Raw genomic sequence first — 14,271 nt, 5'->3', positions numbered from 1 at the left:
GGAAACGCCCATGACCGCATTCGCACGTATCACCTTGCTCAGCCTGATAGTGGGTTTGAGTGCTTGTGCGGTCCACCGGCCACCTCCGGCGCCAACCGGCCCGACCATACCACCGTCGGGCCCGGCGACCCAGCCGAGCACCAAACCCACCGGCCCGGTTATCGCTCCGCCGAAAAAACCCGTGCCGACGTCTTCGCCCACCTTCGCCCCACCACCGGGTGCCGCGAGCCATTGGGACGGCAACATGAAGGTCTATGTGCTGGAAGACCAGCCCGACACCTTCTACCGCCAGCGCACGTATTACCGCTGGAGCAACGGCTGGAGCCGCTCCATCAGCCCCAACGGGCCGTGGGAAGAAACCAATGTGCAGGGCGTGCCGCCGGGGCTCAGTAAAAAGTACGCGCAATGACAAAAGGCGACCTTCGGGTCGCCTTTTGTCACTTTTCACGATTTTAACGTTCCTTTAGAGGGTGGAAACCGAACGTCTGGTGATGAGCATTGGCATGTTCAAAAATTTTTAAATCAGCGCCGGAGATCATGCCTGCCAGTGACGGACTTAGTACGTTAATGTTGTATACAACTGAACATCGAGGAGTCGGAAGGGTAAAGTTAATCACTGCGTGATAGGTCGGAGCGATTTTCCCTTCCGATAGAAGAGTCAGAAGTGATCCGGGAATGACAATGGCTTGATCGCGCGCAACGTCTACCAAACACTCTCTATCGTCAATATATAATACTAGGCCAGGACTGTTAGGTTTTATGATGGTTAGCAGGTGGCCATCTTCGTGTTGCTGCTGTAAATATTTCAGTCCGTTGCTGCGAAGGTCCTCGCGATAGTAGTTAAACTGCAAGAAGGAGTCGTCGCGTACTGAGATTTTAGTTGGGTAGTCAAATTTTTTTAAAATCTCATTTATCAAGGTTTGGCCATAAATAGATATCTGGCTCTCGTAGCTATCTATGTGCGAATAAAAGGCGTGATTGCTGAAAGGGTAGTTTTTATGTTCGTTCTTGTGTTTTTTCCAATAGTTAAAGGTCTCGCATAAGTCTGTGTTTTGTTGTTCTTTTGTATGGGAGTATCCAATAGGGGTAAAGCCATCGCTACGGTCAACAAAACTAAATTCAGTGCGGTCATGAAAAGGAATTTGTCCAATCAGTTTCTGCATTTCTATGAAATCAATTTGAAGTGAGGGCGTGAGCGTTATGATGGAATATCCCTCTTGAATGATTTCATCTGCCCATTGCTCCCAAGGCAAGGGTACTATTCTTTTTCTGTCAATTAAAAATAACTCCCCGCTGTTCAGAGGGTTGTTGGGGGGGGTAGTATTTTTGGCGTTATTTATATTCATGTGAGTATTCCTGTAGGTTATTGTTGTGGGCGTTTACTCTGAGGGTCGTGAAATTTTCCTATTGTTTTAATTTTTAAACCTGTTTCAGATATGATCATGCCAGTAATAATTAAAAGTGCGCCGGCCATATTGATTGTGCTTAATCGGTCGCCGCCAAGAAAATATCCAAATATTCCTCCGAATACAGGTTCTAAAACGAGAATTAATGCAATCGTTGACGGAGAAGCTGTCGTTTGGGCTTTTGTCTGGATAAAGAAAGCTAGGGCTGTACCTACGATTCCGATAATTAAAATTGAGTAAGTCACAGACAAGCTTTTCGGCAGTTTGAACTCGCCTGCTGATACTGACCAGATCAGCGAAAGTATGGCGACAGTCGATATTTGTAAAAAGGCCAGAGCCGCCGTGTCCGTTCTTTTGCTTATGACATACAGCGTGACGATGTGAAGGGCTGTAAAGGCTGCGCATATCAAGACTAGTAAGTCGCCAAGGTGAATAGAAAGGCCTTTGAGTGTCAATAGTGCGAGGCCCGCGGTGGCAGTCAATCCGCCAAGTAGTTGTTGTTTTGAAGGTCGCAGCTTTAGAAATAAAAACGCAAATAATGGGGTGAACAAAATTGCCAGTCCGGTAATAAAGCTTGCGTTGGATGCTGAAGTGTAATTAAGTCCGCTGGTTTGGAAAGTAAACGCCAGGAAAAGTACAGCTCCTGCAAACACGCCATTACCAACTTCTTTGAGGCTGAGGGCCTTCAATCTAGGTATGAAAATAACCATTGCTATGGTTCCAGATAAGAAGCGGAGTGCGTTGAATGAGGATGCAGTTAGCGTAGATAACGCATCATGAATTGCGACGAAAGACCAGCCCCATAGTGCTGTTATTCCTATTAGTGCCAAACACCAGGCGGTTGAGGGGTACATTGCTAAGGCTCCATTGTTAATGCTTGTACCGAGCATTAATTAATGGGTAGGTTAGGCGGTACCCGAGGTTGAAGTTTTAGTTAGGTCAGGGTGGGGGTGAGCGAAATATAGTTCTGTTCGTTTTCTAGGGCAATATGTCACGTGTGGTTGTGCTTCTGAAACTATTGTGGGAGTTGTACTACAAGGTTGTGGAGTGATTAAAACTTATTGTTTTTCAGTTGGTTGGGCGGCAGGGAGAGAAAGAGGCCTAAGCGTTTAGGATGGCGAGCCGCACGCAGGCAAGGCGACCAGGGGATGGAAACCCGGTTGGGGTATGCCTGCCTGCGTACAACTCGCCCGGCATAGTGAAGTCAAAGTGAAGGTGGCGGCGTAGGGAAAGTCCGGTATTAAAATGCTGATGGGCACGCCGAACGTGGTGCGAGGTGGGCCGCACTCGGGTAATGTGGCCGCCGCCGGCCTGGTGCAAGTCCGCAGCCGCTAGGGGGCTTACTGCAGTGCAACACGTGTGGCGACAAGCGAAGAGGGTGTTTTGATGGCAGGCAGGTTGATCTATCTCATCGGGCCATCCGGTTCGGGCAAGGACAGCCTGTTGGATGCTGCACGCCCACGTTTGGCCGAGCGCCGCTGCCGCATTGTACGCCGCGTGATCACCCGCTCGGCGGAGGCGGTGGGCGAGGCCGCGCACGGGGTGAGCCCGGCGCAGTTTGCCGCGATGGAAGCCGAGGGCGCCTTCGCCCTCAGTTGGCGAGCGAATGGGTTGTGCTATGGCATTCCCCGCGAGATCGACGCGTGGCTGGCGGCGGGGGACGATGTGCTGGTCAACGGTTCCCGCGCCCATCTGGCGCAGACCCGCGAGCGTTATCCGACGGCATTGGTGCTGTTGCTGACGGTTGACCAGGCGGTATTGCGCCAGCGTTTGATCGCACGCGGGCGTGAGTCCCTGGCGGATATCGAAGAGCGATTGGCGCGCAATGCACGCTTCACCGCCGAATTGATCGCGGACAATCGTGAGGGTGTGTTCGTATTGGATAACTCTGGCCCGTTGGCGCTTACCGTCGAGCGCCTGCTGTGCTGTCTGGATTAGGCTGGGAGCGAGGTTCTCAGGTTTTATCCCTGACACGCACTAAGCCAGTAGCCCTTCCACATATTCCACAAACGCCCGCGCCTTGGCGCTGGCCATCCGGCCGGTGGGGAACACCGCCCATAAATCCCGGGCTGGCAGTGTCCAGTCGGTGAGCACGGCTTTTACTTCGCCGCTGGCCAGTTCCGGGGCAAACATCCAGGTGGACGACAACGTCAGCCCCAGATGGCTCAGCACGCCCGCGCGCACGCCTTCCGCCGCCGTCACGCGCAGGCGGCCGTGGGCGACCAGCGGGTAGTGAGTATCGCCCTGGGTGAAGGTCCAGTGTGAGCCTTCGACGCGGGTGTAGATGACCGCCTCGTGTTGCAGTAAATCCGCCGGGGTCATGGGTTCGCCGAACCGCTCGAAGTAGGTGGGCGTGCCGAGGATGACGCACGGCGATTCGCCGATCTTGCGCGCCGTGAGGCTTGAGTCATTCATGTTGCCCATGCGCAGGGCCACGTCGATGCCTTCTTCCACCAGGTTGAGGCTGCGGTCGTCGAGCACCACGTCCACATTCAAATCCGGGTACTGCGCCAGGAAGGCACCCAGGTGAGGAATGATGTGCATGCGGGCGAAGGTGACCGAAGCGCTGATACGCAGGTTGCCGGTGAGCCCGGCCCCCGCGCCACGGGCGGCATCGTCGGCCGCGTCGGCTTCATCGATGGCGCGCCGGGCCTTCTCGAAAAACGCCAGGCCCGCTTCGGTCGGCGTCAGGCCCCGGGTGGAACGCAGTACCAAGCGCACCGCCAGGCGTGCTTCCAGTTGCGCAATGCTCTTGGAGACAGCGGGTTGGCCGATGCCCAGGCGTTTGGCCGCAGCCGAAAACGAGCCGGTTTCGACCACGTGCACAAAGGTTTCCATGGCGGTGAGGCGATCCATCGGGTGTTCCTGTTCGGCTGGGCGGCGCTCAAGCCTAAGGCGATGAACGATAGGTGTCATGCGATTCCAGCGCGGGGTGGGCAGGTCTTCAATATTCAGTAAAACAGCCGTCAGTCAGCCTTGCGTATTTTGTGCTTGAGTAAATATAACTCTAGGGTTACTTTTGTTCAGGCCAAGCCAAGGAGGCTGCGGTGCAAAGCAGGTTATTGATCAAGGAACTGCAAGAGGCAGGTTGGGTGTTGGATCGGGTCACGGGCAGTCACCACATTTTTACTCATCGCTATAACCCGTACACCATTCCTGTTCCGCACCCCAAAAAGGATCTGCCCTTGGGCACCGTCAGAAGCATCAGGAAACGCGCTGGCTTGTTTGAGTTTTAAGGAGAGCATTCATGCAATACCCAATCTGTATCGAATGGGGCGATGACTTTACCGCCACCGGCATTCAGATCCCCGATATTCCAGGGGCCGTCACCGCCGGGGACAGTTTTGAAGAGGCCTACAACGCTGCGGTGGAAGTCGCGCACATCATGCTGCAAGAGATCGCCGCCGAAGGCGGGCCGATTCCCATGCCCACCTCGGTGGCCAATCATCATGCCCACGAAGACTACGCCGGCATGGGCTGGGGGATGTTGGAGCTGGACATCTCGCCTTATCTGGGCAAGACCGAGAAGGTCAATGTGACCTTGCCCGGTTATGTCATCCAACGTATTGACCGGTATGTGCGCGAGCACAAGGTCAAAAGCCGCTCGTCATTTCTGGCGGACGCGGCTTTGGAGAAGTTGGTGCGTTCCTGAATTGAACCCACAGGTATTGCGTTTATGCGGCTACCGGAGCGGCTTCACGGGACGCGCTCAAAAAGCGCAACAACGCCACCAGCGGGAATGCGCTGCCCACCAGCATCACCCCCAGCCAGCCGCCGTGTTCGTACACGCTGCTGGCAATCGCCGAACCGAACGCACCGCCGATGAAGATACTGGTCATGTACAGCGCGTTCAGGCGGCTGCGGCTGTTGGCGTCGAGGGCGTAGATGGCGCGTTGGCCGAGCACCATGTTCATCTGTACGCAGAAGTCCAGCACCACGCCGGTGACGGCCAGGCCGATCACGCTGTACAGCGGGTGCACAAAGGCTGGCAGGAAGCTCAACGCCGCAAACAGCATGGCCAGCAGCGAGGCGCGGTGGGTGTGGCCGGCATCTGCCAGGCGGCCGGCGATGGGCGCGGCGATAGCGCCCAAGGCACCCACTAGGGCAAACAGCGCGATCTCGCTTTGGCTCAGGCCGTGGTTACGCGCCAGCTCCAGCGGCGCGGCGGTCCAGAACAGACTGAAGGTGGCGAACATGCAGCCCTGGTAGAACGCCCGCTGGCGCAGCACCGGCTGGCTGCGCAACAAGGTGCCCAGTGAGCGCAGCAGTTGGCCATAGCTGGCGCTGTGGTCGGGTTGGCGCTTGGGGATGGTGATCAGCAGTACCACGCTGATAAACGCCATCAACGCAGCAGCGGCCATGAACATTGCACGCCAGCCGAAGTGATCCGCCACCACGCTGGACACCGGCCGCGCCAGCAGGATGCCCAGCAACAGGCCGCCCATGATGCTGCCCACCACACGGCCACGGGACTCGGCCGGGGCCAGGTGCGCGGCCAGCGGGATCAGGATCTGCACCGACACCGAACTGAAACCGATCAGCAACGACACCAGCAGGAACAGGTTCGGCTGCTCGGTAAACGCCGCGCCCAGCAGGCTGGCGATGGCCAATACCGTGGTGGATATCATCAGCTTGCGGTTTTCCAGCAGGTCACCCAGCGGCACCAGAAAGAACAGGCCCAAGGCATAGCCGATTTGCGTCAACGACACGATCAGGCTGGCCATGGCCGGTGTGAGGCCGATGTCCGGCGCGATCAGCTCGATGATCGGTTGCGCGTAGTAAATGTTGGCAACGATGGCGCCGCAGCAAAACGCAAACAGCATCACCATGCTCCGGGTCATGGTGGTTGTAGCGTGGGACGTAGCGTTCATGGTGTTCTCATAAAAGCGAAGGAAAGTGGGGCGAGCCTAAAGACAACACCGTAGCCCGGGTAGGCCGCTGGCAGTGATAACACTCATGCCCGGTAATGATGAGTGAATCGTTAACTTTCTGCGCGAAGGCTGATGATACATTCAGACATAACTGCCGAAACAGGAAAACCATTGCGATGAAGATCACGTTGAACAAGATGCTCCTGGCGTCAACCCTCGCCGCCGCCATGGCCATGGGCCTGGCCCAGGCTGCCGACGCGCCGCGTGTTGGGGTACGGGGTGCCATCACCGCCATCGACGGTGATGCAATGCAGGTCAAGGTCAACAGCGGTGAGGATGTCACCGTGCACCTGACAAAAGACACCCAGGTGCGCGCCGTCACCCTGGCCAAGATCGATGAAATCAAGCCCGGCAGCTACATCGGCTCCGCCGCCATGCCCAGCGCCGACGGCACCCTCACCGCCTTGGAAGTGCACGTGTTCCCACCGGCCATGGCCGGCACCGGCGACGGCCATCGTGCATTCGACCTCAAAGAAGGCAGCAGCATGACCAACGGCACCGTCGGCGACCTGTTGGTGAGCAACGGGCGCACGCTGACCGTGAAGTACAAAGGCGGCGAGCAGAAGATCGTGGTGCCGGAGGATGTGCCGATCGTCAACCTGGAGCCAGGGGATCGCAGCTTGCTCAAGCCGGGGGTGAAGGTGGTGTTGTTTGCGGCGAAGGGGGCGGATGGAACGATTACGGCCCAGGCGATCTCAGCGGGCAAGGATGGCGTGACACCGCCGATGTGACGACCGTTTAGTATCGGCCGATTCCTATGCTGTTTTCGGAGTTGTCTGGCAAGTGCGCTCGATTGGCTTCTCCTAGATTCGACGCCTGCATCATTGCAGGCTGAATCAGGACGGGAAAGTCGCCATGCCTATTTTCAATAGTTGGATGCTGTTGGTTTTAATGCTGGGGATCACGGGCTGCACAACGGCACATACGCAAACGCGGCTCAGTAATGCTGCGTATGTCAAACGGATGGCCGCCGCCAGCGCAACTGCCTGGCCGAAGTTGGCGACAATCGAGCGCTTGAGAAAACAGACCGGCTTCTATGCCCACGCGCAAATCCTGGTTTACGACGGAGTCAATGCCTGGATGGTTGATGCAAACGGCTATCGGCCGGTGTCGGCGGGGCCGGTACAGGCGCTGGGCCTGTCATCACACTACAAGACCTTTGAGAAGCTGTCGTGGGAAGGACGGCCTACCGTTTATATGGGGCTGGGCCAGGCGTTGCCCGAACAAGAGGCGCAACGCATGCTCGGCAATCCAGCCGCTGTGCCTGAGTTGTTTGCACTGGCAACCCACGAAGCCTTTCATTTTTTTGGGCAGGCACAGTGGCAGTTGAATTCGGGGTCACGTGCCGTGCGTTATCCTGCGCAGCCGCAGCCCAGGCAGTACCGGCAGCACTTGATCAGCGCATTGCATGGCGCTTTGCGCGGCGAAGCCGACGCGTTAGGCAAGGCTCGCTATTGGCATGATCGTTGGCAGCTTGAGTTCGCCCAGGAAGCGCAGGAAATCAGCTATTACGACATTGTCGAAGGCACCGCCGAATACATCGAGGGGCTCGCCCGAATCCTGGCGAGTGGCGCGGCGGATGAACCGAAAACCTGGGCGAAGACCCAACTGGAGCGCTTTCCGAGCACCGCCTTCTTGCCGTTGGACGGTGAAAGCTACGCACTGGGCGCTTTGGCCATTTACCTTCTGGATCGGAAGGACCCCGATGGGTGGCAGGCAATCATCGCGGGGCAGACCCCAGCTCAACGTTTACTCGCGTCCGTGCCCGCAATCGTCGATGTTCCAGATCCAGCGCTCAATCAACGTATCGCTGGCGCTGTCACCGAGGGTAATCGGAACCTGGAAAGCGTCATTGACCCGTTGATCACCCAGTTGAACCATCCCGGAACCCGGCGTCTATTGGTGCCGATGGCCTCAATTGTCGGGTCCATCGGCATGGGCGGCAGCTACCAGGTGGAACAGGCGCCTGGAGAGGTCTTCGTGGAATTCATGGCGCAGTTTTCGCCATCGGGAGGGCGCATCACCTTTGAAGGGGCAGCAGTAGCACTGACGATCAGCCAGTCCTGCGGCGAGGAAAGCGGTTTTGTAGTGGTGCCCATCGCGGCTGAGGAATTCCCGGACGGCCAGGTGGAGCGTCTGCAACTGCAAAAGATGGGAATAGAGATTGATGTGCCGTTTCCAGTGAAAGGCACGGGCAGTGAGAATGTCTGGTGTCTCCGTGCCTAAAAGGAAAAGCCCCTGAATGCAGGGGCTTTTAATGTAGCGTCAGGGTTTACTGCCCGCTGTAGATCTGGTCAAACACCCCACCATCATTGAAGTGGGTTTTCTGCACGGTGCGCCAGTCACCAAAGGTCTTCTCCACCGACAGGAAGTCGACTTTCGGGAAACGGTCGGTGTATTTGGCCAGCACCTTCGGGTCACGTGGGCGCAGATAGTTGTTGGCCGCAATTTCCTGGCCTTCTGCCGACCACAGGTACTTCAAGTAGTCTTCGGCTACTGCGCGGGTGCCTTTTTTCTCGACAACCTTATCAACCACGGATACCGGTGGCTCAGCCTCGGCGGAAACGCTTGGGTAGATCACTTCGAACTGATCACGGCCGAATTCACGGGCGATCATTTCGGCTTCGTTTTCAAACGTCACCAGCACGTCGCCGATCTGGTTGGTCATGAACGTGGTGGTTGCTGCGCGGCCGCCCGTATCCAGCACCGGTGCTTGCTTGAACAGTTTGCCAACAAAGGCCTTGGCCTTGTTTTCGTCGCCGCCGTTTTTCAGCACATAGCCCCAGGCCGACAGGTAGGTGTAGCGGCCGTTACCCGAGGTTTTTGGGTTAGGCACAATCACTTGCACGCCATCCTTGAGCAAGTCCGGCCAGTCTTTCAGGGCTTTGGGGTTGCCTTTGCGCACGATGAAGACGGTGGCGGAAGTGAACGGCGCGCTGTTATTCGGTAGGCGCGTCACCCAGTTGTCCGGCACCAGTTTGCCGTTGTCCACCAGGGCGTTGATGTCGGTGGCCATGTTCATGGTGATCACGTCAGCCGGCAGGCCGTCGATCACCGAGCGTGCTTGTTTGCTGGAGCCGCCGAAGGACATCTGCAGGGTCAGCTTGTCGTTCGGGTGCTCGGCTTCCCAGTGCTTCTGGAAGGCGGCGTTGTAGTCCTTGTAGAAATCGCGCATCACGTCGTAGGAGACGTTGAGCAGTGTGACGGGGGCGGCCTGGACGGCGCCCGCCAGGGCAAGGCCGGCGGCCAGTAGAGAGGCACTAACGAGTTTTTTCACTGCTCATTCCTTGTTGTTCGAGAGTCGGTGTAAGGCACAATGCCAGCGACTATAGCCGGGGGCGCATAGTCACTTAAAGATTAAAAAGAACTTTGCTTATTCCACTTTCTTGAAAAGCCCATTGCCACAGCGTGAGCAGAACGCGGCATTGGGCTCATGGGTGTTTTTCTTGCACACCGGGCAGTCATGTTGCAGTTGCTCGCCGCGCATGGCGCTGGCCAGTTCGGCGGTAAAAATCCCGGTAGGCACCGCGATGATCGAGTAACCGGTGATCATCACTAGCGACGAAATCACCTGGCCCAGCGGGGTCTTGGGCACGATATCGCCAAAGCCCACGGTGGTCAGGGTCACGATGGCCCAGTAGATGCCTTTGGGAATGCTGGTAAAGCCATGTTCCGGGCCTTCGATCACGTACATCAGCGTGCCAAATACGGTGACCAACGTGCACACGCTCACCAGGAACACCACGATCTTCTGCTTGCTACCCCGCAGTGCGGCCATCAGGTAGTTGGCCTGCTTGAGATACGGGCTGAGCTTGAGCACGCGGAAGATGCGTAGCATGCGGATGATGCGGATGATCAACAGGTACTGCGCATCGCTGTAATACAGGGCCAGGATGCCGGGCACGATGGCCAGCAAGTCCACCAGCCCATAAAAGCTGAAGGCGTAGCGCAAGGGCTTGGGCGAGCAATACAGGCGCAGGCCGTACTCGATCAAAAAGATGACGGTGAAGCCCCACTCGATATAGGCCAGCACATCGGCATAGTCGCGGTGCACCTGGTCGATGCTGTCGAGCATCACGATCACCAGGCTGGCGAGGATGATCAACAGCAGGATGCCGTCGAAGCGCCGCCCGGCCACCGTGTCGCTTTGGAAAACCATGACGTAGAGCCGCTGGCGCCAGTCGTTGTTGCTGTCCATAAATCCCGCCTGAAACGAATATCGAGCAAGCCTAGGGGGATTCGAAGGGGCTGTCCATGCGGGGATTCCTGAGGATTCGGCGGCCGGCGTGAACCAGCCAGCAGGCGAGGATAAATGGCGCAGTGAGTACGGGCAGATGCAGGGCGGTGAAGCCCGGCGTAAGGATGATCGCCAGCAACATGCCGAGCAGCGGTAGCCAGGGTTGGCGAGGCATTTGGCTCAGGGCCAGAGCCGCCAGCGCTGGGTTGTAACTGTGCAGGCCGAGCAGGGCGCCGGTGGGTTCGCCCAGCAGCAGCGCGACCAACATTCCAGCACTGGCCCCCGCCAGTGCCCATAAGGCGGCGCGTCGGTTGGCCAGCCACAGGCCAACGGCGATCAACGCCCCGGCCAGCGGCTGATCCAGCAGTATGATTTGAGCGAGTCCGGTGAAGGGTGCCATGAGGATCGACAGCGTGTCCGGCTCGGTCAGGGCAAACGTACTGTTTGGTGCCGTGCCCAGCAGCAACCAGCCAAGCCCCACAAACGGCGCGGTGTAGGCGGGCAGGTCATCGGGGCGGCTTGCGTGTTTCAACCATTGGCGCGTGAGCATTGCCGCCAGGCCGCCGCACGCCAGGATCAGCGGTGGCAGCAGCGCCGACCAATCGAAATGCTGGCTGATTAATAAGCCCAGCAGCACGCCGTTGTAGCTGTACAGCCCGGCCTGGCGCTCGGCCTTGGGATAGCCCCGGCGTTGAGCCGTGAGCAGGCCCGCTACGCCACCCAACAACGCCCCGCCGAACAAAGCCGGGGCGCCGATCAGGATGGCCAGCAGGCACAACAGGCCGCACAGCGGCTGGCGCTGCAGAAAGATTTGGCTGAAGCCGTTGAGCAGGGCTTCGGCCCAGTCGGGGCAGGTTGGGTTGTGCATGGATAGCTCCCTGTAGGAGCGGGCTTGCCCGCGAAAAACCTGAGAGCGCCGCGGGCATCCAGGATGCCCGCGTCATCGTTGACGTTCTTCGCGAGCAAGCTCGCTCCTACAGCAGGGTTTCGATACGCAGCGAGTTGGTCGACCCCGGCTGCCCAAACGGCACCCCCGCGGTAATCACCAAGGTATCCCCGCGCTGCGCCATGCCCTGGGCCTGGGCAATCTCCAAGGCGGTGGAGCACACCTCATCCACCTGGCGCAGCCGGTCATTGACCACCGAGTGCACCCCCCACGCCACGCTCAAGCGCCGGGCGGTGGACAGGTTGGGCGTAAGGTTGAGGATCGGCGCCACCGGCCGCTCCCGTGCGGCGCGCAGGCTGGAGCTGCCGGACTCGCTGTAGTTCACCAGCACCGCCACCGGCAATATGCTGCTGATACGGCGGATCGCACAGCTGATGGCGTCCGACACCGTCGCATCCGCCTTGGGCCGGCTCACGTCCAACTGCGCCTGGTAATCCGGGCCGTTTTCCACCTGACGGATGATCTTGCTCATCATCTGCACGGCCTCCAGCGGGTACTCACCCGACGCCGTTTCGGCCGACAGCATCACCGCATCCGCGCCTTCGGCCACCGCGTTGGCGACATCAGTGACTTCGGCACGGGTGGGCGCCGGAGAGAAGCGCATGGACTCCAGCATCTGCGTCGCCACTACCACCGGCTTACCCAGTTGGCGGCAGGTGCTGATGATGTCTTTCTGAATCTGCGGCACGCTCTCGGCCGGCACTTCCACCCCCAAGTCGCCGCGGGCCACCATGATGGCGTCGCTCAGCTCGGCGATTTCCTGCAGGCGCTGCACGGCCGAGGGTTTCTCGATCTTGGCCATCAAAAATGCACGGTCGCCGATCAGTTCGCGGGCTTCGCGAATGTCCTCCGGGCGCTGTACGAATGACAGCGCCACCCAGTCCACTCCCAGCTCCAGGCCAAAGCTCAGGTCGCGCCGATCCTTGGCGGTCAATGGGCTGAGCTCCAACAATGCTTGTGGGACATTCACGCCTTTGCGGTCCGACAATTCGCCGCCATTCAGTACGGTGGTGTCGATGGCATCGGCGTGCTTGGTGATGACCCGCAGACGCAGCTTGCCGTCATCCAGCAGCAGGTCCATGCCCGGCTCCAGCGCCGCGATGATCTCCGGGTGGGGCAGGTTGACCCGGCGTTCATCGCCGGGCGTTTCGTCCAGGTCCAGGCGTAATGCCTGGCCGCGCACCAGTTGCACCTTGCCCTCGGCAAAGCGCCCGACCCGCAGCTTCGGGCCTTGCAGGTCCATCAGGATGCCCAGCGGGTAATTGAGCTGGTGCTCGACCTGGCGAATCCACTGGTAGCGCTGGGCGTGGTCGGCATGGTCGCCGTGGCTGAAATTGAGGCGGAAGATGTTCACCCCGGCCTGCACCAGCTCGCGGATGTCGTCGATGCCGTCGGTGGCCGGGCCCAGGGTGGCGAGGATTTTGACCTTTTTGTCAGGCGTCATGTGGCGGGTTCCCAAGGATCAGAATGGCGCGAAAATCGTTGACGTTGGTGCGCGTCGGCTCGGTGACGATCAGCCCGTCGAGGGCGGCGAAATAGCCGTAGCCGTTGTTGTTGTCCAACTCATCACTGGCCGACAGGCCAAGGGCTTCGGCACGGGCATAACTGCACGGGGTCATGAGGGCGCCGGCGTTGTCTTCGGAGCCGTCGATGCCATCGGTGTCGCCAGCCAGGGCGTACACGCCGGGCAGGCCCTTGAGGCTGTCAGTAAGGCTCAACAAGAACTCGGCGTTGCGCCCGCCACGGCCATTGCCGCGCACGGTCACAGTGGTCTCACCACCGGAGAGAATCACGCACGGCGCCGCCAGCGGCTGGCCGTGCTGCACGATTTGCCGGGCGATGCCGGCGTGCACCTTGGCCACGTCCCGCGCCTCGCCTTCGAGGTCGCCGAGGATCAGTGGGCTGAACCCGGCCTGGCGGACTTTTACTGCGACCGCTTCCAGGGATTGCTGGGGGCGTGCGATCAGTTGGAAGTGGCTGCGGGCGAGCACCGGGTCGCCGGGTTTGACCGTTTCCGAGGCGGGGTTCAGCAACCAACTGCGTACCGAGGCAGGGGCGTCGATGTGGTAGCGCTTGAGGATCGCCAAGGCCTGGGCCGAGGTGCTTGGGTCGCCGACGGTGGGGCCGGAGGCAATTACCGTGGCCTGGTCGCCCGGCACATCGGAAATCGCGTAGGTGTACACCGTGGCCGGCCATGCGGCCTTGGCCAATCGGCCGCCCTTGATCGCCGAGAGGTGCTTGCGTACGCAGTTCATCTCGCCAATGGTGGCGCCGGATTTGAGCAGGGCTTTGTTAATGGTTTGTTTGTCGGCCAGGGTGATGCCTTCGGCCGGCAGTGCCAGCAGGGCCGAGCCACCGCCGGAGAGCAGGAAGATCACGCGGTCGTCTTCGCCGAGGTTGCTGATCAGCGCCAGCACGCGCTGGGCCACGGCCAGTCCGGCGGCGTCGGGCACGGGATGGGCGGCTTCGACCACTTCGGTTTTTTTGCAGGGCGCGCCGTGGCCGTAACGGGTGACCACCAGGCCGGTGACTTCACCTTGCCAGCAGTTTTCCACGACAAGGGCCATGGCGGCGGCAGCCTTGCCGGCGCCGATCACGATCACACGGCCGCTGCGGTCGGCAGGCAGATAAGGTTCAAGGACTTGCCGGGGGTGGGCGGCGTCGATGGCTGTGGCAAACAGCTCGCGAAGCAGGTGTTGCGGATCGACCGACATAAGCGGGCTCCCGGGGGATTCTTGTTATTAGGGATGT

The 14,271-nt window shown here is 59.2% G+C and carries 15 protein-coding genes and 1 pseudogene; 7 read left to right on the top strand and 9 right to left on the bottom strand.

Annotation, left to right across the window (positions count from 1 at the left end; all coding sequences use genetic code 11):
- Positions 1–10 precede the first annotated feature (10 nt).
- A complete protein-coding gene (locus ACLD1Y_RS05515) occupies positions 11–409 on the top strand; it encodes a hypothetical protein (RefSeq protein ID WP_429476165.1) in 399 nt (132 codons plus the stop codon).
- Between the two features lie 43 nt (positions 410–452).
- Here the strand turns inward: ACLD1Y_RS05515 and ACLD1Y_RS05510 are convergent, their stop codons facing one another.
- Both ACLD1Y_RS05510 and ACLD1Y_RS05505 read right to left on the bottom strand, forming a co-directional pair.
- Entirely contained in the window at positions 453–1,346 is an 894-nt protein-coding gene (locus ACLD1Y_RS05510; RefSeq protein WP_429476163.1) for a hypothetical protein, read from the bottom strand.
- 17 nt (positions 1,347–1,363) lie between these two features.
- Complete coding sequence (locus ACLD1Y_RS05505; RefSeq protein ID WP_429476161.1) at positions 1,364–2,260, bottom strand: DMT family transporter; 897 nt, start codon at positions 2,258–2,260, stop codon at positions 1,364–1,366.
- A 382-nt stretch (positions 2,261–2,642) separates the two neighbouring features.
- Between ACLD1Y_RS05505 and ACLD1Y_RS05500 the strand changes: the two are divergent.
- Positions 2,643–2,726, top strand: a pseudogene (locus ACLD1Y_RS05500) (hypothetical protein); the annotation flags it as partial.
- 66 nt (positions 2,727–2,792) lie between these two features.
- Positions 2,793–3,344, top strand: coding sequence for a phosphonate metabolism protein/1,5-bisphosphokinase (PRPP-forming) PhnN (gene phnN, locus ACLD1Y_RS05495; protein WP_429476159.1), 552 nt, complete (start codon positions 2,793–2,795; stop codon positions 3,342–3,344).
- A 39-nt stretch (positions 3,345–3,383) separates the two neighbouring features.
- Here the strand turns inward: phnN and ACLD1Y_RS05490 are convergent, their stop codons facing one another.
- On the bottom strand, positions 3,384–4,262 hold the full coding sequence (locus tag ACLD1Y_RS05490; RefSeq protein WP_429476157.1) for a LysR family transcriptional regulator: 879 nt from the start codon (positions 4,260–4,262) through the stop codon (positions 3,384–3,386).
- A gap of 191 nt (positions 4,263–4,453) precedes the next feature.
- Between ACLD1Y_RS05490 and ACLD1Y_RS05485 the strand changes: the two genes are divergently transcribed.
- Together ACLD1Y_RS05485 and ACLD1Y_RS05480 are read left to right on the top strand one after the other, a co-directional pair.
- Positions 4,454–4,642 (top strand): type II toxin-antitoxin system HicA family toxin, encoded by a 189-nt coding sequence (locus tag ACLD1Y_RS05485; protein WP_026136468.1) that lies wholly within the window; start codon positions 4,454–4,456, stop codon positions 4,640–4,642.
- An 11-nt stretch (positions 4,643–4,653) separates the two neighbouring features.
- Complete coding sequence (locus tag ACLD1Y_RS05480) at positions 4,654–5,058, top strand: type II toxin-antitoxin system HicB family antitoxin (protein WP_016978509.1); 405 nt, start codon at positions 4,654–4,656, stop codon at positions 5,056–5,058.
- Positions 5,059–5,080: 22 nt separating this feature from the next.
- Here the strand turns inward: ACLD1Y_RS05480 and ACLD1Y_RS05475 are convergent, their stop codons facing one another.
- Positions 5,081–6,277 carry an MFS transporter gene (locus ACLD1Y_RS05475; protein WP_429476155.1) on the bottom strand — a complete coding sequence of 399 codons (1,197 nt, stop codon included), beginning with the start codon at positions 6,275–6,277 and terminating at the stop codon, positions 5,081–5,083.
- Between the two features lie 176 nt (positions 6,278–6,453).
- Here ACLD1Y_RS05475 and ACLD1Y_RS05470 point away from each other — a divergent pair, with 176 nt between their 5' ends.
- Together ACLD1Y_RS05470 and ACLD1Y_RS05465 are read left to right on the top strand one after the other, a co-directional pair.
- Positions 6,454–7,068 carry a DUF5666 domain-containing protein gene (locus ACLD1Y_RS05470; protein ID WP_429476153.1) on the top strand — a complete coding sequence of 205 codons (615 nt, stop codon included), beginning with the start codon at positions 6,454–6,456 and terminating at the stop codon, positions 7,066–7,068.
- Between the two features lie 124 nt (positions 7,069–7,192).
- The gene (locus ACLD1Y_RS05465; protein ID WP_429476151.1) at positions 7,193–8,563 is read left to right on the top strand and encodes a hypothetical protein; all 1,371 of its coding nucleotides are present in this window, start codon (positions 7,193–7,195) and stop codon (positions 8,561–8,563) included.
- A 46-nt stretch (positions 8,564–8,609) separates the two neighbouring features.
- Here the strand turns inward: ACLD1Y_RS05465 and ACLD1Y_RS05460 are convergent, their stop codons facing one another.
- The 5 genes from ACLD1Y_RS05460 to ACLD1Y_RS05440 form a co-directional block, all read right to left on the bottom strand.
- On the bottom strand, positions 8,610–9,614 hold the full coding sequence (locus tag ACLD1Y_RS05460; RefSeq protein WP_429476149.1) for a sulfate ABC transporter substrate-binding protein: 1,005 nt from the start codon (positions 9,612–9,614) through the stop codon (positions 8,610–8,612).
- Between the two features lie 96 nt (positions 9,615–9,710).
- Positions 9,711–10,535: an ion transporter gene (locus ACLD1Y_RS05455; protein WP_429476147.1), complete on the bottom strand. Its 825-nt coding sequence runs from the start codon at positions 10,533–10,535 to the stop codon at positions 9,711–9,713.
- A 31-nt stretch (positions 10,536–10,566) separates the two neighbouring features.
- Positions 10,567–11,442 carry an urea transporter gene (locus ACLD1Y_RS05450; RefSeq protein WP_429476145.1) on the bottom strand — a complete coding sequence of 292 codons (876 nt, stop codon included), beginning with the start codon at positions 11,440–11,442 and terminating at the stop codon, positions 10,567–10,569.
- 106 nt (positions 11,443–11,548) lie between these two features.
- A complete protein-coding gene (pyk, locus tag ACLD1Y_RS05445; protein WP_429476143.1) occupies positions 11,549–12,964 on the bottom strand; it encodes a pyruvate kinase in 1,416 nt (471 codons plus the stop codon).
- Positions 12,954–14,234 carry a glycerate kinase type-2 family protein gene (locus ACLD1Y_RS05440; RefSeq protein ID WP_429476141.1) on the bottom strand — a complete coding sequence of 427 codons (1,281 nt, stop codon included), beginning with the start codon at positions 14,232–14,234 and terminating at the stop codon, positions 12,954–12,956. Before ACLD1Y_RS05440 ends, pyk begins: the two co-directional genes overlap by 11 nt.
- Positions 14,235–14,271 lie beyond the last annotated feature (37 nt).

The organism is Pseudomonas sp. 18175, from assembly GCF_050432925.1.
GTDB lineage: Bacteria > Pseudomonadota > Gammaproteobacteria > Pseudomonadales > Pseudomonadaceae > Aquipseudomonas.
This window is presented reverse-complemented; position numbering and strand designations above follow the sequence as displayed.